At 72.6% G+C, this 19,120-nt stretch carries 16 protein-coding genes and 1 pseudogene; 6 read left to right on the top strand and 11 right to left on the bottom strand.

Translation table 11 applies throughout. The annotated features are described in order from the left end of the window. The 6 genes and pseudogenes from ADL01_RS08145 to ADL01_RS08120 all read right to left on the bottom strand — a co-directional run. Positions 1 to 271, bottom strand: a pseudogene (locus ADL01_RS08145) (hypothetical protein); the annotation flags it as partial. An 85-nt stretch (positions 272 to 356) separates the two neighbouring features. After that, entirely contained in the window at positions 357 to 1,154 is a 798-nt protein-coding gene (locus ADL01_RS08140; RefSeq protein WP_006383273.1) for a type III pantothenate kinase, read from the bottom strand. Between the two features lie 10 nt (positions 1,155 to 1,164). Beyond that, positions 1,165 to 2,151, bottom strand: coding sequence for a carboxylating nicotinate-nucleotide diphosphorylase (nadC, locus tag ADL01_RS08135; protein WP_053741229.1), 987 nt, complete (start codon positions 2,149 to 2,151; stop codon positions 1,165 to 1,167). Between the two features lie 5 nt (positions 2,152 to 2,156). Further along, on the bottom strand, positions 2,157 to 3,911 hold the full coding sequence (locus ADL01_RS08130; RefSeq protein ID WP_053741228.1) for an L-aspartate oxidase: 1,755 nt from the start codon (positions 3,909 to 3,911) through the stop codon (positions 2,157 to 2,159). Next, positions 3,908 to 4,930 carry a pantoate--beta-alanine ligase gene (gene panC / locus ADL01_RS08125; RefSeq protein WP_234354545.1) on the bottom strand — a complete coding sequence of 341 codons (1,023 nt, stop codon included), beginning with the start codon at positions 4,928 to 4,930 and terminating at the stop codon, positions 3,908 to 3,910. Before panC ends, ADL01_RS08130 begins: the two co-directional genes overlap by 4 nt. Then, positions 4,927 to 5,880, bottom strand: coding sequence for a Rossmann-like and DUF2520 domain-containing protein (locus ADL01_RS08120; RefSeq protein WP_053741227.1), 954 nt, complete (start codon positions 5,878 to 5,880; stop codon positions 4,927 to 4,929). The genes panC and ADL01_RS08120 overlap by 4 nt, the downstream gene beginning before the upstream one ends. 192 nt (positions 5,881 to 6,072) lie before the next feature. Between ADL01_RS08120 and ADL01_RS08115 the strand changes: the two genes are divergently transcribed. Both ADL01_RS08115 and ADL01_RS08110 read left to right on the top strand, forming a co-directional pair. Further along, a complete protein-coding gene (locus tag ADL01_RS08115) occupies positions 6,073 to 7,251 on the top strand; it encodes a threonine aldolase family protein (RefSeq protein WP_053741232.1) in 1,179 nt (392 codons plus the stop codon). A gap of 55 nt (positions 7,252 to 7,306) precedes the next feature. Continuing rightward, on the top strand, positions 7,307 to 8,407 hold the full coding sequence (locus ADL01_RS08110) for a DUF5937 family protein (protein WP_053741226.1): 1,101 nt from the start codon (positions 7,307 to 7,309) through the stop codon (positions 8,405 to 8,407). Here the strand turns inward: ADL01_RS08110 and ADL01_RS08105 are convergent. Both ADL01_RS08105 and ADL01_RS08100 read right to left on the bottom strand, forming a co-directional pair. Beyond that, positions 8,400 to 9,071 (bottom strand): response regulator transcription factor, encoded by a 672-nt coding sequence (locus ADL01_RS08105; RefSeq protein ID WP_053741225.1) that lies wholly within the window; start codon positions 9,069 to 9,071, stop codon positions 8,400 to 8,402. The genes ADL01_RS08110 and ADL01_RS08105 overlap by 8 nt on opposite strands. Positions 9,072 to 9,130: 59 nt before the next feature. Beyond that, positions 9,131 to 10,330, bottom strand: a complete 1,200-nt coding sequence (locus ADL01_RS08100) for a sensor histidine kinase (RefSeq protein WP_053741224.1) — start codon at positions 10,328 to 10,330, stop codon at positions 9,131 to 9,133. Between the two features lie 131 nt (positions 10,331 to 10,461). Between ADL01_RS08100 and ADL01_RS08095 the strand changes: the two genes are divergently transcribed. Continuing rightward, positions 10,462 to 11,451, top strand: a complete 990-nt coding sequence (locus ADL01_RS08095; RefSeq protein WP_053741223.1) for an SAM-dependent methyltransferase — start codon at positions 10,462 to 10,464, stop codon at positions 11,449 to 11,451. 12 nt (positions 11,452 to 11,463) lie between these two features. On the opposite strand, the gene ADL01_RS08090 is transcribed toward ADL01_RS08095, so the two are convergent. After that, positions 11,464 to 12,633 (bottom strand): NADH-quinone oxidoreductase subunit D, encoded by a 1,170-nt coding sequence (locus tag ADL01_RS08090; RefSeq protein ID WP_053741222.1) that lies wholly within the window; start codon positions 12,631 to 12,633, stop codon positions 11,464 to 11,466. A gap of 31 nt (positions 12,634 to 12,664) precedes the next feature. On the opposite strand from ADL01_RS08090, the gene ADL01_RS08085 reads away from it, so the two are divergent. Together ADL01_RS08085 and ADL01_RS08080 are read left to right on the top strand one after the other, a co-directional pair. Further along, positions 12,665 to 13,180, top strand: a complete 516-nt coding sequence (locus ADL01_RS08085) for a PH domain-containing protein (protein WP_053741221.1) — start codon at positions 12,665 to 12,667, stop codon at positions 13,178 to 13,180. Then, the gene (locus ADL01_RS08080; RefSeq protein WP_053741220.1) at positions 13,177 to 14,514 is read left to right on the top strand and encodes a PH domain-containing protein; all 1,338 of its coding nucleotides are present in this window, start codon (positions 13,177 to 13,179) and stop codon (positions 14,512 to 14,514) included. Before ADL01_RS08085 ends, ADL01_RS08080 begins: the two co-directional genes overlap by 4 nt. A 60-nt stretch (positions 14,515 to 14,574) precedes the next feature. On the opposite strand, the gene ADL01_RS08075 is transcribed toward ADL01_RS08080, so the two are convergent. Both ADL01_RS08075 and ADL01_RS08070 read right to left on the bottom strand, forming a co-directional pair. Next, the gene (locus ADL01_RS08075) at positions 14,575 to 15,876 is read right to left on the bottom strand and encodes a hypothetical protein (protein ID WP_078960388.1); all 1,302 of its coding nucleotides are present in this window, start codon (positions 15,874 to 15,876) and stop codon (positions 14,575 to 14,577) included. A gap of 126 nt (positions 15,877 to 16,002) precedes the next feature. Further along, complete coding sequence (locus ADL01_RS08070) at positions 16,003 to 17,124, bottom strand: alpha/beta hydrolase (RefSeq protein WP_053741219.1); 1,122 nt, start codon at positions 17,122 to 17,124, stop codon at positions 16,003 to 16,005. A gap of 233 nt (positions 17,125 to 17,357) precedes the next feature. Here ADL01_RS08070 and ADL01_RS08065 point away from each other — a divergent pair. Beyond that, a partial coding sequence (locus tag ADL01_RS08065) for a phosphatidylglycerol lysyltransferase domain-containing protein (RefSeq protein ID WP_053741230.1) occupies positions 17,358 to 19,120 on the top strand: 1,763 nt, incomplete at its 3' end.

Raw genomic sequence — 19,120 nt, 5'->3', positions numbered from 1 at the left:
CCTCCAGGAGCGTGAGAAAGCCTGCGGCGGTGCCGGGCAGGGCGGCGCGGTAGCGGGCGAGGTCGGCCACGAGGAAGGCCCGCAGCCTGACCCCCTCCCGCGTCGCCTCGTCGACGGACTCGGCGAGCCGGAGACAGTCCTGGACGTCCTGGGCGGAGGCGGAGGCGGAGGCGGGGCCGGGGTGGAGGGCGAGGGCGAGAGCGCGACGGAGCACACGCAGCTCCTCCGCACCGAACGCCATGCCGCCGCGAGATCCGAATGGCGTGGGCATGCGGCGACGATACGCGCTAATCAGACAAACTCGACATCGAAAGGAGGGTGTGGCGCAGGGAGACACCCAGGTGGACCTGCGGTGGTCACATACGGGACACGTTCCGCTCGTACACCAGCCGCAGCCCGATCAGCGTCAGCCACGGCTCGTGCTCGTCGATCACCGACGCCTCCCCGAGCACCATCGGCGCCAGGCCGCCCGTGGCGATCACCGTCACGTCGTCCGGGTCCTCGGCCAGCTCCTTCGCCATCCGGGTCACCACACCGTCGACCTGACCGGCGAACCCGTAGATGATGCCCGCCTGCATCGCCTCGACCGTGTTCTTGCCGATCACCGCGCGGGGCCGCGCCACCTCGATCTTCCGCAGCTGCGCCCCGCGCACCCCGAGCGCCTCGACGGAGATCTCGATCCCGGGGGCGATGACCCCGCCGACGTACTCCCCGCGCGCGGACACCGCGTCGAACGTGGTCGCCGTACCGAAGTCGACGACGATCGCGGGGCCCCCGTAGAGCTCGACGGCGGCGACCGCGTTGATGATGCGGTCCGCGCCGACCTCCTTCGGGTTGTCGGTGAGGATCGGTACGCCCGTCTTCACGCCGGGTTCGACCAGCACCGCGGGCACATCGCCGTAGTACCGCCGTGTCACCTCGCGCAGCTCGTGCAGCACGGACGGCACGGTCGCGCAGATGGCGATGCCGTCGATGCCGTCGCCCAGCTCGTCGCCGAGGAGCGGGTGCATGCCCATGAGGCCCTGGAGGAGGACCGCGAGCTCGTCGGCCGTGCGGCGCGCGTCGGTGGAGATGCGCCAGTGTTCGACGATCTCGTCGCCGTCGAAGAGCCCGAGGACGGTGTGCGTGTTTCCCACGTCGATGGTCAGCAGCATGGCCGTGTACCTACTCCGCCGCTCGCAGGTCGAGACCGATGTCGAGGATCGGCGCGGAGTGGGTGAGGGCGCCGACCGCCAGGTAGTCGACGCCGGTGTCGGCGTATTCCTTGGCGTTCTCCAAGGCGAGCCGGCCCGAGGCCTCCAGCAGGGCGCGGCCGTCGACGACCGCCACGGCCTCGTCGCACTCCCCGGGGGTGAAGTTGTCCAGGAGGATCAGGTCGGCGCCCGCGTCGAGCACCTCGCGCAGCTGGCTCAGCGTGTCGACCTCGACCTCGATCGGGACGTCCGGGAAGGCTTCCCGGACCGCTTCGAAGGCCTGGGCGACGCCGCCGGCGGCGACCACATGGTTGTCCTTGACGAGTGCCGCGTCCGACAGGGACATGCGGTGGTTGACGCCGCCGCCGCAGCGGACCGCGTACTTCTCCAGGGAGCGCAGGCCGGGCGTCGTCTTGCGGGTGTCGCGGACGCGCGCCTTGGTGCCCTCCAGGACGTCCGCCCACGCGCGCGTGGCGGTCGCGATGCCGGACAGGCGGCACAGGATGTTGAGGGCGCTGCGCTCGGCCGTCAGGAGGTCACGGGTGCGGGTCGTGACGCTGAGCAGCTTCTGGCCGGCCTCGACGCGGTCGCCGTCCTCGACGTGCCGCTCGACCTCGAACTCGTCGGTGCAGACCACGGAGACGACCGCCTCGGCGATCCGCAGACCGGCGACGACGCCCCCTTCGCGGGCGGTGAAGTCGGCGGTGGCGCGGGCGTCCTCGGGGATGGTCGCGACGGTCGTCACGTCCACACCGTTGTCGAGGTCCTCCTGGATGGCGACGTTGGCGATGTCCTCGACCTCCAGCGGGTCGAGGCCGGCGTCGGCGAGGAGGGCGGCGAGCGCGGGGTCGAGGCCGCACTCCAGGTACATCTCGTCTGCCATGTCGGAGGCGTCGCCGCAGGCGCAGCCGTCGCCGCAGCCGCCGCTCTGGGCGAGGGGAAGGTCGGGGGTGGTCACTTCTGTCACTGCTCCTGGGGACGGTGCTCCGGCTGATGATGCCGGGTCGGGGGGAAGTCTGCGGTGTCGGTGGTGTGTACGGCCAGCGTCCGGTCGGGATTCAGCCGTACGACGATGTGGCGGCGCCAGGTCGTGTCGTCGCGCTCGGCGTGGTCCTCGCGCCAGTGGCAGCCGCGGGTCTCCTCGCGCAGGCGGGCGGCGGCGACCAGGACGCGGGCCACGCACAGGAGGTTGGTGGCCTCCCAGGTGTCGACGCCGGGCTCGGCGGTCTTGCCGTTCTCGTCGAGGGCGTCGCGGGCGTCGGTGTGCAGTTTCTGGATGGCCGCGGCGGCGGTGTCCAGGGAGGCGGCGGAGCGCAGCACTCCGGCGCCCTCGGTCATGACGCGCTGGATCGCGAAGCGGGCCTCGGGCGCGAGGAGCGGGTGTGCGGGCTTCTCCGGGTGCGGCACGGGGGCGGGTACGCGCGCGTGGAGGCCGTTTCCGGTGTGGGCCGCGATGATGTCGGCGACGATGCGCTCGGCGTAGACCAGGCCCTCCAGGAGCGAGTTGGAGGCGAGCCGGTTGGCGCCGTGCACGCCGGTGCAGGCGACCTCACCGCACGCGTACAGGCCGGGGACGGTCGTGCGGCCCCGGGAGTCGGTGCGGACGCCGCCGGAGGCGTAGTGGGCGGCAGGGGCGACCGGGACGGGCTCGGTGACCGGGTCGATGCCGTGGGCGCGGCAGGCGGCGAGGATCGTCGGGAAGCGGTTCTCCCACATGTGGGCGCCGAAGTGCCGGGCGTCCAGGAACATGTGTTCGGCGCCCTGTTCCTGCATGCGGCGCGTGATGCCCTTGGCGACGATGTCCCGGGGCGCGAGTTCGCCGAGTTCGTGCTGGCCGGTCATGAAGCGCACGCCGTCGGCGTCGACGAGATGGGCGCCCTCACCGCGTACCGCCTCGGAGACGAGCGGCTGCTGGCCCTCGGCGTCGGCCCCCAGGAAGAGCACCGTGGGGTGGAACTGGACGAACTCGAGGTCGCTGACCTCGGCGCCCGCGCGCAGGGCGAGGGCGACGCCGTCGCCGGTCGACACGGACGGGTTGGTGGTCGCCGAGAAGACCTGGCCCATGCCGCCGGTGGCGAGGACCACGGCGGGGGCGTGGACGGCCCCTACACCGTCGTGCTGGCCCTCTCCCATGACGTGCAGGGTCACGCCCGCCGTACGGCCGTCGGCGTCCGTCAGGAGGTCCAGGACGAGCGCGTTCTCGACCGTGCGCAGGCCCCGCGCGCGGACCGCCTCGACGAGCGCGCGGGAGATCTCCGCGCCGGTGGCGTCGCCGCCCGCGTGCGCTATCCGGCGGCGGTGGTGGCCGCCCTCGCGGGTCAGCTCCAGTCGCCCCTCGGAGGACTCGTCGAAGTGGGCGCCGGTCTCGATGAGCCGCCGTACGGCGTCCGGGCCCTCCGTGACGAGGATCCGGACGGCCTCCTCGTCGCACAGGCCCACGCCTGCCACCAGGGTGTCGTCCAGGTGCTGTTCGGGGGTGTCGCCCTCGCCCAGGGCCGCCGCGATGCCGCCCTGGGCCCAGCGGGTGGAGCCGTCGTCGAGGCGGGCCTTGGTGACGACGACCGTCTTCAGGCCGGCCGCGTCGCAGCGCAGCGCGGCGGTGAGGCCGGCGACACCGGAGCCGACGACCACGACATCCGCGGCGAGGGCCCAGCCGGGGGCGGGGGCGTGCAGCCGTATGCCGGTGCGTTGGCCGGCGGTGGGGCCTGTGGTGCTCACGAGGCGGCTCCGGGGGTTCCGAAATGGAGAGGGATGTTGTCGATCAGCCGGGTCGTCCCGACCTTGGCTGCGACGGCGAGGACGGCTTCGCCCGTGAAGTCGTCCGGGATCTCGGTGAAGTCGGCGGGGTCGACCAGGGCGAGGTAGTCGAGGACCAGCGCGGGCCGCAGGCGGGCCGCGTCGTCCAGGAGGAGGCGTGCGGCGGCCCGGATGGCGGCGGGTCCGCCGCCGGGGACCTGGGCGACGGCGTGCGCGTCGGCGGCGGCGCGGGATTCACCGATCGCGCTGAGGGCCTGGGCACGCGCGTGTGTGGCGGGCACTTCGCGGGCCCGCGCGCGCAGCGCCTCCTGAGCGGCGTGCCGGTCGCTGCCGGCGAACAGGGCCTGGGAGAGGGCGAGCGCCGTACGCCGTTCCTCCGGGGAGAGGTAGCGGTTGCGGCTGGACAGGGCCAGGCCGTCGGCCTCGCGGACGGTCGGGACGCCGACGATCTCCACGCCGAAGTTCAGGTCGCGGACCATGCGGCGGATCATGGCGAGCTGCTGGGCGTCCTTCTGCCCGAAGAACGCCACGTCGGGCCGGGTGAGGTGGAGCAGCTTGGCGACGACGGTGAGCACACCGTCGAAGTGCCCGGGGCGCGTGGCGCCTTCCAGCCGCTCCCCCATGGGGCCCGCGCTGATCCGCACCTGGGGCTGTCCGCCCGGGTAGACCTCGTCCGCGGAGGGGGCGAACACGGCGTCCGCACCCGCCTGTTCGGCGAGTGCGAGGTCGGCGTCGAGGGTGCGCGGATAGCGGTCGAGGTCCTCGCCCTTGCCGAACTGGAGGGGGTTGACGAACACGGTGACGGTCACGAAGCCCTGGGGGCCGACGTGTGCGCGGGCGGCCCTGATCAGGGTGGCGTGGCCCTCGTGGAGGGCGCCCATGGTCATCACGACGGCTGTCGCTCCGGACCCGCTGAAGTGGTCCCGTACGGAGGTCAGGTCGTCCAGGGTCGGGGCGAGTTCGAAGGGACGGCGGCTCATCGGTCTCCCCCGTTGCTCTTGGGGCTCTCGGGGCTCGCGGGCGGGTTGGTGCCCTCCGCGAGTACCCCGAGGAGGTCCTCGGCCAGCTCCGGCTTGAGCAGGCCGTACGCGAGGGCGCGGTCGGCGGTCGCGCGGGCCATCGCCAGATAGGCGGCGACGCTCTGCGGGGAGTGCTTGCGCAGCTCCGCGACATGCGCGGCGACGGTGCCCGCGTCCCCGCGCGCGACGGGCCCGGTGAGCGCCGCGTCGCCGGAGCGCAGCGCGTTGTCCAGGGCGGCGCCCAGCAGCGGGCCGAGCATCCGGTCGGGGGCGTCGACGCCGGCCGCGCGGAGCAGTTCCATGGACTCGGCGACCAGGGTGACCAGGTGGTTGGCGCCCAGGGCGAGGGCCGCGTGGTAGAGCGGGCGGCTCTCCTCGGCGATCCATTCGGGCTCGCCGCCCATCTCGATGACGAGGGCTTCGGCGGCCAGCCGCAGTTCGGGGAGCGCGGTGACCCCGAAGGAGCATCCGGCGAGCCGCTGGACGTCCACAGGAGTGCCGGTGAAGGTCATGGCGGGGTGGATGGCCAACGGCAGCGCGCCGGCCCGCAGGGCGGGGTCCAGGACCTTCGCGCCGTACCGCCCGGAGGTGTGCACGAGCAGCTGGCCGGGTCGCACGGCGCCGGTCTCGGCGAGCCCCTCGACGAGCCCGGGCAGGGCGTCGTCCGGGACGGTCAGCAGGACGAGTTCGGCGCGCTCCATGACCTGGGCGGTCGATACGACGGGCACGTCCGGGAGCAGTTCGGCGGCTCTGCGGACGGAGGCGTCGGAGACCGCGGAGACGGCCACCGGACGGTGCCCGGCGAGTTGCAGGGAGGCGGCCAGCGCGGGGCCCACGCGACCGGCGCCGACCACGCCGACGGTGAGCCGGGCGGGACGGTCCCTGGGGTCTGGCTGTTGGAATGTACTCACTCGACGGCGGCCTTCCCGTTCCAGTCCGCTCGGGGTACCGGACGATGTACCGGACGATTTCTCGTCATGTTAACGCGATTGGTCCGAGGGGCGTCGGTTGTCCACAGGCTGTGGGCGCCCGTACGCCGCCCGCACAGGGGGCGAGGGGAAATCCGCGTGACCCCTGAACCCGCGCACGGCATGATCGCGAGCATGAGCGATACGGCCGAAGAGAGCGGGCGACCGGGCGACGATCCCGGCGAGAAGCAGGGCGGGGACGAGCGGCGGTTGCGGCGCAGGGCCGCGCTCCGGGACGCCGAACGGGTCCTGGCGCGCCCCGGGTTCCTGGGGACGATCGGGCAGCGGCTGGCGCTGCTCGACGAGGCACGGGAGTCGTACGACCTGGACGAGCCGTCCGACATCTACGGCGGCGGGATCGTCGAGACCCTGGAGGAGCGGACCGCCGGGCTGCTCGGCAAGGAGGCCGCCGCCTTCTTCCCGACCGGCACGATGGCCCAGCAGGTGGCCCTGCGCTGCTGGGCGGGCCGCACCGGCAACCCGGCGGTGGCCCTGCACGCGCTCGCCCACCCCGAGATGCACGAGCGGAACGCGTTCGGCACGGTCAGCGGACTGCGCCCGCTCCGGGTGACGAGCGAGCCCCGGATGCCGACGGCCGACGAAGTGCGCGACTTCGACGAGCCCTTCGGGGCGCTGATGCTGGAACTGCCCCTCCGGGACGCCGGTTTCGTGCTGCCCACCTGGGAGGAGCTGACCGAGGTCGTGGCGGCGGCGCGGGAGCGCGACGCGGTGGTGCACTTCGACGGGGCCCGCCTGTGGGAGTCCACCACCCATTTCGGGCGCCCTGTGGACGAGATCGCGGGCCTCGCGGACAGCGTCTACGTGTCGTTCTACAAGTCCCTCGACGGCTACGGCGGCGCCGTACTGGCGGGCCCGCGGACCCTCGTCGACGAGGCGAAGGCCTGGCGCCACCGGTACGGCGGCGCGATCTTCCAGCAGTTCCCGACCGTCCTGTCGGCGCTGGTCGGCCTGGACCGGGAGCTGCCCCGCCTCCCGGAGTACGTGGCCCACGCGCGCGTGGTCGCCGCCGCGCTGCGCGAGGGTTTCGCGGCGGCCGGGGTGCCGTGGGCGCGCGTTCACCCGGAGGTGCCGCACACCAACGAGTTCCAGGTCTGGCTGCCGTACGACCACGAGGCCGTCGCGGAGGCCGCGATCCGGCACGGCGAGGAGACGAAGACCGTCCTGTTCGCCAACGAGTGGCACCGCGGCGGCCCGGGTCTCGCGGTCACCGAGGTGTTCGTGCGCGCCGCCGGCCTGGAGTGGACGGCGGAGGACGTGAAGGCGGCGGTGACGGAGTTCGTGGCGCGTCTGTAGGGTCCGCGCGGGCGTTTTCGGGGGCGTTGTCAGTGGTGGGGTGCACCATGAACGCATGAGCGTCAGCATCGACCTGTGCGGGCTGGGGCGGGAGCGGATCACCGTCGTGCCCTCGCCACTGGCCGAGCTCGGCATGGCGCTGCACGCGCTGACCGAGCCGGGACACCACCCCCGGCTGCGGGGCTGGGCGACGGGGGTGACCGCCGGGCTCGACCCGCATCTGGCCGACCGGATGTGCGAGGCCGACTTCCTGTGGCGCTCCACGTTCCCGGACATCTTCCTGCCGTACGCGGGCCTGGGCGCGGGCACGCTCCCCGCCGGCACGCTCGGCGCGGAACTCGACCAGCTGGACCGGTTGACGGACGAACAGTTCGTGGACTCGTGCCTGGAGTTCACCTGCGCGCTGCCGTACGACGAGCAGGGATTCGGCGCGCTCACCGACCCCGGGGCGCGCCAGCGGGCCCTAGATCTGGCCGCCTCGCGCAGCCCCCTCCAGGTGCGGTTCACCAGGCGCCTGCTGGACGACCCGCCCCGGATCCGCGCCTGGCTGCGACAGTTGTTCGCGGACTGCGAGGAGGCATTCTTCGCCGAGACGTGGTCCCGGGTGCACCCGCAGCTCATGGCGGACGCCCGCCACAAGACGGACCTCCTGCGCCACAAGGGGCTGACGGAGGCGCTGGCGTCGGTGTCGTCGGCGGTCACGCTCGAGGAGGCGGCCGGCCGGATCACCGTCGACAAGCTGGGCAACGGCCACACGACGGCGTCGGGCAGCCTCCTGCTGGTGCCGACGAGCATGGGGTGGCCCCATCTGATGGTCCTGCACCGGCACGGCTGGCAGCCGGTCCTGCACTACCCGGCGGGCTCCCCCGAGCTGGCCACCCCGCCCTCGGTCGAGCAGCTAGGCCTGCGTCTGACCGCGCTGTCCCACCCGGTGCGGATGCGGCTCTGCCGCCAGCTGGCCCGCAGCTCGTTCACGACGACGGAGCTGGCGCGGACGCACAGCATGACGGCCCCCGAGATATCCCGGCACCTGGCCGTCCTCAGAAAGGCCGGCCTGACCACCACCCGCCGCCGCGGCCGGTACGTCCTGCATCAACTGGACGTGACGATGGTGGCCCGGCTGGGCAGCGACTTCCTGGAGGGCATCCTCAGATAGCGCCGCCCGCCCGCACGAGCCCCGTCTCGTAGGCGAGGACGACCACCTGCACCCGGTCTCGCAGGCCCAGCTTGGTCAGGATGCGGCCCACGTGGGTCTTCACGGTCGCCTCCGACAGCACCAGGCGGGCCGCGATCTCGCCGTTCGACAGGCCCTGGGCGACGAGGATCATGACCTCGCGCTCACGGCCGGTGAGCCGTTCCAGTTCCTTGTACTGGGGCTGCTCGCCGGTGCTCGGCAGCATGGGTGCGAAGCGGTCGAGGAGCCGCCGGGTCGTCGAGGGGGCCACGACCGCGTCGCCGCTGTGCACGGAGCGGATGGCGGTGAGGAGCTCGCCGGGCGGCACGTCCTTGAGCATGAAGCCGGACGCGCCGGCCTTCAGCCCCGAGAAGGCGTACTCGTCGAGGTCGAAGGTGGTCAGGATCAGCACCTTGGGCGGGTTGTCGCCCTGGCAGACGCGCCGGGTGGTCTCCACCCCGTCCAGCTTCGGCATGCGCACGTCCATCAGCACCACGTCGACCTCGGTCTCCCGCAGCACCTGGAGAGCCTCGACGCCGTCACCCGCCTCCGCGACGACCTCCATGTCCGGCTGAGCGTCGAGCACCATCCGGAACCCGGTGCGCAGCAGTACCTGGTCGTCGACGAGCATCACACGGATGTGCATGGCGGGGTCCTCCGGTAGGTCCGTATCGAACGTCAGTGCGTTGATCGAGCGGGCACGTGTCAGTGGGCGGGTTTGAGCGGCAGCAGGGCGCTGATGCGGAAGCCGCCGCCCGGGCGCGGGCCGGCGTCCAGGGTGCCGCCCACCATGCCGACGCGCTCGCGCATGCCGATCAGGCCGTGCCCCTGTCCGTCGACGCCGCCGTCCTCGTAGTGCTCGTGCGGTGCGCCCTTGCCGTCGTCCTCGACGAGCAGGCCGAGACCGTCGTCGAAGTAGACCAGGCGCACGCTCGCTCCGGTGTTCGGGCCGCCGTGCTTGCGGGTGTTGGTGAGCGCCTCCTGCACGATGCGGTACGCCGTCAGCTCCACCCCGCTGGGCAGCGGGCGAGGGGTGCCCTCGATCTTGTAGTCGACGGGCAGGCCCGACGTACGGCACTGCTCGATCAGGTCGCCGAGCTGCTCGACGTCGGGCTGCGGCACGTACTCGCCGCCCTCCTCGTGCTCGCCGGTGCGCAGGACACCCAGCAGCCGGCGCATCTCGGCGAGGGCCTGGCGGCCGGTGCCCGAGATGGTCTCCAGGGCCTTCTTCGCCTGGTCGGGGGCGGTGTCGAGGACATAGGCGGCGCCGTCGGCCTGGACCACCATCACGGAGACGTTGTGCGCGACGACGTCGTGCAGCTCACGGGCGATCCTGGCGCGCTCGGCGGCGACCGCGACCTTGGCCTGCGCCTCGCGCTCCTTCTCCAGGCGGGCGGCGCGCTCCTCGAGCTGGGCGAAGTAGGCGCGGCGGGTGCGCAGCGAGTCGCCGAGCACCCAGGCAAGGGCGAACGGCACCGCCAGGAAGACCACCAGGGCGAGCCTGCCCGCGGCGCTCGACTCCTCCTCCGGCCAGCGCAACTGGGCCAGCGGGGACGCGCACAGACCGCCGATCAGCGCGAACCGCGAGGCCCAGGGAGGCCCGCTCGCCGCCACGGAGTAGACGATCACCAGCAGAGCGAAGTCGGCGAGCACCGGCTCGACGTCCAGAGCCAGTTGCGCCACCCCGACCACGGCGGCCAGCACGAGCATCCGCTCGGGCACCCGCCGACGCAGGGCCACCACCAGGCACAGCAGAAGCGTCACGACAGCGTTCACCGCCGGCGACACGGTGTGCGGAGTCCTCTGGACGGCTCCGCTCAGCAAGGAGATCCCGAACAGGAAGACGGCCCAGAAGCCGTCGACCCATGTCGGGTGTCTGCGGAGGAAGTCATAGACGCTTTGCACGTAACCCAGCGTAGGGAAGCGTTGTGCATGCCTGGGTCAACCGGAGGGCCGATCCGCGACACGCCCGCGTACTCCGCAAGGTGGATGCCTTCTCCCCTGGGTGGCGGGTCGACAGGACCTAGCCTGGCCGCGTGGCAGAAGAGACGGTGGGCGAGTGGCGTGGCTGGCGAGTGGCGGCGCAGGGGGCGCTGTACGGCGAACACGGGTTCTATCGCCGGCCCGAGGGGCCCGCCGGGCACTTCCGTACGTCCGTCCACGCCTCGCCGCTCTTCGCCGGTGCCGTGGCACGGCTGCTGTGCCGGGTCGACGAGGCACTTGGCCGCCCCGCGTCGCTCGGCTTCGTCGACATGGGCGCAGGCCGGGGCGAACTCGTCACCGGCGTCCTCGCGGCCCTGCCCCCGGCGGTGGCCGCCCGCGCGCGCGGGTACGCCGTCGAGCTGGCCGACCGCCCTGCGGGCCTCGATCACCGGGTCGAGTGGCTGACCGAGCCGCCCGGCGGCGTCACCGGCCTGCTGTTCGCCAACGAGTGGCTGGACAACGTCCCCGTGGAGGTGGCGGAGGTCGACCCGACGGGCGTACCGCGCCTGGTCCTCGTACGCCGGGACGGGACCGAGCGGCTCGGGGAGCCGGTCGCCGGTGCGGACGCGCGGTGGCTGGCACGGTGGTGGCCGCTGCCGCCGGAGCCGGGGCTGCGGGCCGAGATCGGGCTCCCCAGGGACACCGCCTGGGCCGCCGCCGCAGCCACGGTCGACCGGGGGCTCGCCGTCGCCGTCGACTACGCGCACACGGCCGGCGCCAGGCCGCCCTTCGGGACGCTCACCGGCTTCCGGGCCGGACGCGAGAGCGCGCCCGTGCCGGACGGCTCGTGCGACCTGACCGCCCATGTGGCACTGGACGCCTGCGCGGGCCCCGGAGCACGCCTGCTGACCCAGCGGGAGGCCCTGCACGCCCTCGGGGTGGCCGGGGAGCGCCCCCCGCTGTCCCTGGCGTCCACGGACCCCGCCGCGTACGTACGGGCCCTGGCGGGCGCCGGAGAGGCCGCCGAGCTGACGGCGACGGGCGGACTCGGGGACTTCGGGTGGCTGGTGGAGCCCGCGGGAATCCCCGACCCGCTCCGGTGAGGCCGCGAGGCCCTACTTGTCGATGTCTCCGACCACGAAGAACAGCGACCCCAGGATCGCCACCATGTCCGCGACCAGCGTCCCGGGCAGCAGGACGGCCAGCGCCTGGATGTTGTTGTAGGAGGCCGAGCGCAGCTTCAGCCGGTACGGGGTCTTCTCGCCCTTGCTGACGAGGTAGTAGCCGTTGATGCCGAGGGGGTTCTCGGTCCACGCGTACGTGTGCCCCTCGGGCGCCTTCAGCACCTTCGGCAGGCGCTGGTTGATCGGGCCGGGCTCCAGCTCGGCGAGACGGTCGAGGCAGGCGTCGGCGAGGTCGAGGGCGTTGTGCGTCTGCTCCAGCAGGCATTCGAAGCGGGCGAGACAGTCGCCCTCCTGCCGGGTCACCACCTTCAGGGTGTCCTGGAGCTCCCCGTACGCCAGATACGGCTCGTCCCGGCGCAGGTCGAAGTCCACGCCCGAGGCCCGCGCGATCGGCCCGCTCACGCCGTACGCGTGCACGGCCTCCGCCGAGAGCACGCCCACGCCGCGCGTGCGCCCCCGGAAGATCTCGTTGCCGATCACCAGGTCGTCGAACCGGTCCATGCGGGAGCGCACGGCCGAGACGACGGCACGCGCGCGTGTGGTCCAGCCCGCCGGGAGGTCCTCCTTGAGGCCGCCCACACGGTTGAACATGTAGTGCATGCGCCCGCCGGAGAGCTCCTCCATGACGTGCTGGAGTTCCTCGCGCTCGGTGAAGGCGTAGAAGATCGGGGTGATCCCGCCCAGTTCCAGCGGATACGAGCCCAGGAACATCAGGTGGTTGAGCACCCGGTTCAGCTCCGCGAGCAGCGTGCGCGTCCACACCGCGCGCGTGGGGACCTCCATACCGAGCATCCGCTCCACGGCGAGGACCACGCCCAGCTCGTTGGAGAACGCCGACAGCCAGTCGTGCCGGTTCGCCAGCATGATGATCTGACGGTAGTCACGCGCCTCGAAGAGCTTCTCGGCACCGCGGTGCATATAGCCGATCACCGGCTCCGCGTGCTGGATCCGTTCGCCGTCGAGCACGAGCCGCAGCCGCAGCACGCCGTGCGTGGAGGGGTGCTGGGGTCCGATGTTGAGCACCATGTCGGTGCTCTCCGCGGCGCCGCCGATACCGACGATGGTCTCCGTGGGTTCCGTGGACTCCGTCGTGGGACTCATGGAGACAGTCTGTCGTACGTACGCTTGCGCCATGGAGACGGGGAGCCCGGAGACCACGGGCGAAACGCGGGACGAATCGCACGACGAGCCGGTGTGGCGGGGGCTGCCCAGGGACTTACTGCGGATGCGCCGACTGCTGCTGGTGGTCTGGCTGGCACCGCTGACACTCGGTACGGCGCTGCTGCTCGGCCTGCTCGCCGGGCCGGCCTGGGCCGCCTTCGCGTTGCTGCCGCTCGGCCTGCTGCTGTGGGGCTGGCCGCTGCTGGGCCGCAACTGGGCCTCCTGGCGGTACGCCGAGCGCGCCGACGACCTGCTGATCAGCAGGGGTGTGCTGTGGCGCGAGGAGACGATCGTGCCGTACGGGCGGATGCAGCTGGTCGAGGTGACGTCGGGGCCCGTCGCGCGGCACTTCGGGCTGGCGAGCGTGCAGCTGCACACGGCGGCCGCCGCGACCGACGCGCTCATCCCCGGCCTCGAACCGGCGGAGGCGGAACGCCTGCGGGACCGGCTCACCGAGCTCGGCCAGGCCCGATCGGCGGGGCTGTGACGACCCCCGGCGCCGAGACGGACGTACCGACGCAGGACGGCAAGCAGCCGGTCGTCGAGCAGCGGCTGCATCCCGTCACACCGCTCAGGCGGGCGTGGGCGCCGGTCGCCGTGCTCATCGGGTGGGGCGTGCACGACCCCGACCAGGCGCAGCGGCAGCTGACCCGGCTGACGACCACGACCCTGCTGCTCGGCCTCGCCGCGTGCCTCGTGGGCGGCGCCCTGTACGGCTTCCTGACCTGGTGGTTCACCCACTTCGCGGTGACCGACAGCGAACTGCGCATACGCACCGGCCTGTTGTTCCGGCGCACCGCGCACATCCGGCTCGAACGCATCCAGGCCGTCGACATCACCCAGCCGCTGCTGGCCCGGGTCGCGGGCGTCGCCAAGCTCAAGCTGGACGTCGTCGGGACGGACAAGAAGGACGAGCTGGCCTACCTGGGCGAGGCGCACGCGCGTGCCCTGCGGGCCGAACTCCTCGCCCGCGCGGCCGGGTTCGCGCCCGAGACCGCGCACGAGGTGGGCGAGGCACCGGCCCGGCAGCTGCTGCACGTCCCCGCGCGCGTGCTCGCCGTCTCCCTGGTGCTGACCGGCTCGACCTGGGGAGCGCTGGCCGCCGCGCTGGTCGTACCGCCGGTCCTCTGGTTCGCCACCCACAGCCTGTGGACAGTCCTCGCGACCGGCGTCCCGCTGCTCGGCGCGGCGGGCGCGAGCAGCGTGGGGCGGTTCATCAGCGAGTACGACTGGACGGTCGGCGAGTCCCCCGACGGGCTGCGCATCGACCACGGCCTCCTGGACCGTACGCACGAGACGGTGCCGCCGGGGCGCGTGCAGACCGTAAGGATCGTGGAGCCGCTGCTGTGGCGGCGGCGCGGCTGGGTCCGGGTGGAGCTGGACGTGGCGGGTTCGTCGAACTCGGTGCTGGTGCCGGTCGCTCCGCGCGAGATCGCGGAGGCGGTCATAGGGCAGGTGCTGCCCGGGGTGACCGTGCCCGCGTCCCTGTCGCGTCCGCCGCGCCGGGCGGGCTGGTGCCTGCCGTTCTGGTGGCGCGGCTACGGCATCGCCGTCACCGACAGCGTCTTCGTCTCCCGGCACGGGCTGCTCAGCCGCAGCATCGCCCTGGTCCCGCACGCCAAGGTCCAGAGCGTACGGCTGGAGCAGGGGCCCTGGGCGCGCTTCAAGGGCCTCGCGGACGTCCACGTGGACACGGGGGCCAACAGGACGGTCACAGCCGGTCTACGGGACGCACAGGAGGCCGCGGAGCTGCTCCGGGGTCAGGCGGAGCGCTCCCGGACGGGACGGCGGGACGCACGACCGGACCGCTGGATGGCGTAACAGGGCCAACGGGGGACCTCGGGTACCGGACGTGACGGCGCGACAGGAGATGACCGACCGTCAGGACACCGCGCTCCGCAGCCCCTGGAGGTCGATCTGCTCGGTCTCGTCGTGCGCCGTCAGGTCGATGACCTGGCTGATTCCGATGCCGCGCGACTGCTCGTCCGCCGGCTTGAACTGCGCCTCGGACTCCGCCTTGTGCAGCGCGAGGGCCTCCTGACCGACGACGTCGGCGAGGTCCTCGTTCTGCACGGCGTCCAGCGCGGCCGACGCCGTCTCCTTCTGCGTACCGAAGAAGTCGAACCCGCCCTCGGCCGGGGGCCTGCGTACGGGCGCGCTGGTCGGTACGACGGCCACCGCGGTCGGCACGGTGTAGTGCCCGTCACCGCGCGTGGGGTTGGCGGGCTTCGCCTCGGTGGAGGTGGAGGTGGAGCCGGAGGTGGCGGCGGCGCGCGTATGCCCGCGAGCCGCCTCGGACTTCCCCTTCGCCTCGTCCTCCAGCGCGGCCTCCGCCTTGCCGACGGCGGCGCCGTCAAGGGCCTTGGGGGCCGCTGAGACCGCTGCGGACACCTTCGCGGCGACAGGGGCCGGTTCGGTCCTCCTCGGAGCCTCACCGTCGAATCTGGCCAGCGCAGCCTGCGCCCGCAGGAAGAGCGAGGAACCCGCCGGGGAGAAGATCGCCGGTGCCGCCGAGGTCTCCTCCGCGTCCCCGTCCCCGTCCCCGTCGTCCGGCGCCGCCGACACACCTGCCGCCGCGTCCAGTGCCGCCGCGTCGGAGTCGGCCTCGTCCGTCGCCTTCGCCGCCTTGCCGGACCCGGCGGGAAGCTCCCGCGCCGAGCTCCTGGCAGCGGGCACCTTCACGCCTGCGCCCGCACCCGCGTGCGTGTCCGCGTCCTGCGCCGGTTCCGACACCTCGAGCTCCAGCAGTCGCCGGCCCTCCAGCGCGCTGGCCCGCTCGGTCTCCGCCGTGGCGTACCGCCGCAGCAGCGCCGCGTGCTCGTTGCGCAGGCCCTGGAGCTCGGTGCGCTTCGCGCGCAGCTTCTGCTCCAGCTTGGCGCGCAGTTCGCGGGACTCCTCCAGGTCGGTCTCCAGTTCCGCGACGCGCTCCTCGTGCCGCCAGTCGTCGCCCGCACGCGCGCGCGTGAGGTCGGCGACCTGCTTGCCCGCCTCGGCGTCCCAGCGGCGCATGACAGCCGCGCCCACGACCGTGATCGCCGCGGCGAACGCGGCGAGCACCCGGAGGATGCCGGTATCCGTGAACACCCATGGCCCCAGCGAGCAGGCGAGCGAGACGCCCGCTATCGCTGCGGGAGGCAGCAACCTGTGCAGAGGTGGTGAATGGCGGTGGCGTCCACGTGGCATGGCCAGAAACTTACCGCGCGTAGGCGAATCTTGGCGCCTCGCGCGGCAAAAACACTGCAGCCCGAAACCCTTACAAGGCTTGGGGCGTCAGCGTTCTCGCCGTGTGCGGCAGGCGCCGGCGGTCCGTCAGCGGTCCGTCAACCGCTGGCTCAGCCACTCCAGCGACGCGGGTATCTCGCGCCGCCAGGTGTTGAAGTTGTGGCCGCCGCTCTCCAGGACGATCGTCGAGATCCTGGTCGGGGCCTTCCCCTTGACGAGATCCACGAACCGCATCGTCGCACCGTGGTTGGTCTCCCCGTGCCTGCTGGTGGTGACCAGCAGGGAGACGTCGGGCGCCGGCATGTGCTCGGCGTACCACTCCAGGTCCGCTTCCCGCTTCAGCTTCTTGTCGCCCTTGAAGAGGTCCCCCGTGGTGGCGTCGACCGGAGCCTTGTAGTACGGCGACAGACCCACCGCGGCGGTGTACGCGCGCGGGTGGTGCATCGCGATCTTCAGCGCGCAGTAGCCGCCCGTCGAGTCGCCGATGATGCCCCAGCCGCCGGGCCCAGGACCCACCCGGTAGTGGCCGGCGAGGGCCGCGGGCAGGTCCCGCGCGAAGAACGTCTCCGTCTGCGGCCCGCCCGGCACATCCACGCACTCGGTGTCCCGGGGCGGCGCCACGGTCGGCCGCAGCATCACCAGGATCATCGGCTGCGCCCGGCCGTCCCTCGCCAGTCCGTGCGCGGTGTCCGGAAAGTTGAGCTTGTCGACCAGGGCCTTGGCGGTCCCCGGATAGCCGGTGAGGACAACGACCACCGGAAAGGTGCGCTTCGCGTACCGCGGCTGGAAGTACTCCGGTGGCAGATAGACGTACGCCGGGGAGGTGATGCCCGACTTCTTGCCGACGACCCCGATCTTCTGGATCTGTCCACCGACCCTGGGCATATGACCGCCGGGCACACTCACCGACTGGGTGGAGAGGACCCGGAAGTCGCGGTGCGCCCCCTTGCTGTGGTCGACGACCACGCCCTGGTCGGTCTCCCTGCCCAGGAGGTCGTCCCAGGACGCGTAGAAACCGAAACTCTGGTTGACGGCGAGAGCGACCGCGGCGAACACCGCGACCTGGGTGGCCAGCAGCAGCACCGCCCGGCCGCCGACGGCCCGCCAGTTGGGGCGCGCCAGCCGGGGCCAGAACGCGATCGTGCCGATGAACAACAGGGCGGCCGCCAGGATCGCCAGCGCCAGCACCGTCTTGCTCGTGAGACCCATGACTGCAGTTGCCCGTTCTCTCCGCCGACGACGGCCGCTTCCTTCGTGTACCTTCACCGCAGCTTGCCCCGGACTTTGACTGTCCTTTGATATGGCTTTCCGCGGGTGAGTGAACCTCACCCACGGGGACACCGTCCTAGAGGGCGCAATGCCACCGGATGCCGGATCGGCTCCGGATTCGAGGTCTCTCGCAGAACCAATGGGATGCGATGTCTGTCAGGATAGATGGCGAAATGTCGGGCGAGGTTCCGGAACGATCACGTCAATTGCCGCGCGTACTGCGCGGTCCGCGTCCCGAAGCCGTCCCCGCCTGGGTAGCCCGGGCCTGTGCGCTCGTGGGCCTGGTCGACATCGCGGCAGGCGTGTTCCCGCGCTTCCGGCACAGCCGGATGCACGCGCTCGCGGAGGTGCTGCCCGGCGCGCTCGGCCCCTTCGCCGCCGCGCTCTCGCTCAGCACCGGCGTCCTCCTGCTGCTCCTCGCGCACGGCCTCAGGCGCCGCAAGCGCCGGGCCTGGCGCGCCGCCGTGGCCCTGCTGCCGGCCGGCGCCGTGGCCCAGTTCGCCTACCGGCACTCGTTCGTCGGGCTCCTCATCTCCGTACTCCTGCTGGTGATGGTGCTGCGCCACCGTACGGAGTTCGAGGCGCTGCCCGACCCGCGCAGCCGCTGGCGCGCGCTGACCAACTTCGTGCTGATGAGCGCCGGTTCGCTCGGGCTCGGGCTGGTCATAGTGAGCGCCCACAGCAACCGCATGTACGGCGATCCCAGCCTCGCCGAGCTCCTCTCCCACGTCATGTACGGCCTGTTCGGCTTCGAGGGCCCCGTCGACTACGCCGGGCCGACCTCCTGGACCGTCGGATACTCGCTCGGCGCCCTCGGCCTGCTGACCGCCATCACGACGATCTACTTCGCGTTCCGGCCCGAACACCCGGCCGCCCGCCTGACCCCGGAGGACGAGGACCGGCTGCGCGTCCTCCTCGACAAGCACGGCCGCCGCGACTCCCTCGGCCACTTCGCGCTGCGCCGCGACAAGGCGGTCGTCTTCTCCCCCAGCGGCAAGGCCGCCGTCACCTACCGCGTCGTCTCCGGCGTGATGCTCGCCAGCGGCGACCCGATCGGTGACGTCGAGGCCTGGCCGGGCGCCATCGAACGCTTCATGGACGAGGCCAAGGCCCACTCCTGGACCCCCGCCGTCATGGGCTGCTCCGAGACCGGCGGCGAGGTCTGGACCCGCGAGACCGGCCTCGACGCGCTCGAACTGGGCGACGAGGCGGTGGTGGACGTCGCGGATTTCTCCCTGGCCGGGCGCGCGATGCGCAACGTGCGCCAGATGGTCAAGCGCATCGAACGCGCGGGCTACGAAACCCGGGTACGGCGCATCCGTGATCTCGGCGACGCGGAACTGGACCGCATTCGGCTCGCCGCGGAGGACTGGCGCGGCACCGACACCGAGCGCGGCTTCTCCATGGCGCTGGGCCGCATCGGCGACCCGGGCGACGGCGACTGCCTGATCGCCACCGCCCACAAGACCGACGACCAGCCCGGCCCGTACGGCGACCTGAAGGCGATCCTGCACTTCGTCCCCTGGGGCCCCGACGGTGTCTCCCTGGACCTGATGCGGCGCGACCGCGCGGCCGACCCCGGCATGAACGAACTCCTCATCGTGGCCGCCCTGGAGGCCGCCCCCCGCCACGGCGTCACCCGCGTCTCCCTCAACTTCGCCATGTTCCGCTCGGCACTGGCCCGCGGCGAGAAGATCGGCGCGGGGCCGGTACTGCGCGCGTGGCGCGGCCTGCTGGTGTTCCTGTCCCGCTGGTTCCAGATCGAGTCCCTGTACAAGTTCAACGCCAAGTTCCGCCCCCGCTGGGAACCCCGCTTCGTCGTCTACCGCGCCTCCGGCGACCTCCCCCGCATCGGCCTGGCCGCGATGCAGGCGGAAGGCTTCGTCACCCTGGCCCTCCCCCGCTTCCTCCGCCGCCGCACCGCGCCCCCCCGCCC

The sequence above is a fragment of the Streptomyces sp. NRRL WC-3618 genome (genome assembly GCF_001280005.1).
GTDB lineage: Bacteria > Actinomycetota > Actinomycetes > Streptomycetales > Streptomycetaceae > Streptomyces.
The sequence above is the reverse complement of the archived record's forward strand: the minus strand, read 5'-3'. Positions and strand labels throughout refer to the sequence as shown.

Coding starts and splice junctions, on each gene's coding strand:
- ADL01_RS08140 (WP_006383273.1), bottom strand. CDS start 1,154: ATGCTGCTGACCATCGACGTGGGAAACACGCACACCGTCCTCGGGCTC.
- ADL01_RS08105 (WP_053741225.1), bottom strand. CDS start 9,071: ATGCACATCCGTGTGATGCTCGTCGACGACCAGGTACTGCTGCGCACC.
- panC (WP_234354545.1), bottom strand. CDS start 4,930: ATGAGCCGCCGTCCCTTCGAACTCGCCCCGACCCTGGACGACCTGACC.
- ADL01_RS08115 (WP_053741232.1), top strand. CDS start 6,073: ATGAGCGATACGGCCGAAGAGAGCGGGCGACCGGGCGACGATCCCGGC.
- ADL01_RS08085 (WP_053741221.1), top strand. CDS start 12,665: ATGGAGACGGGGAGCCCGGAGACCACGGGCGAAACGCGGGACGAATCG.
- ADL01_RS08110 (WP_053741226.1), top strand. CDS start 7,307: ATGAGCGTCAGCATCGACCTGTGCGGGCTGGGGCGGGAGCGGATCACC.
- ADL01_RS08090 (WP_053741222.1), bottom strand. CDS start 12,633: ATGAGTCCCACGACGGAGTCCACGGAACCCACGGAGACCATCGTCGGT.
- ADL01_RS08070 (WP_053741219.1), bottom strand. CDS start 17,124: ATGGGTCTCACGAGCAAGACGGTGCTGGCGCTGGCGATCCTGGCGGCC.
- ADL01_RS08075 (WP_078960388.1), bottom strand. CDS start 15,876: ATGCCACGTGGACGCCACCGCCATTCACCACCTCTGCACAGGTTGCTG.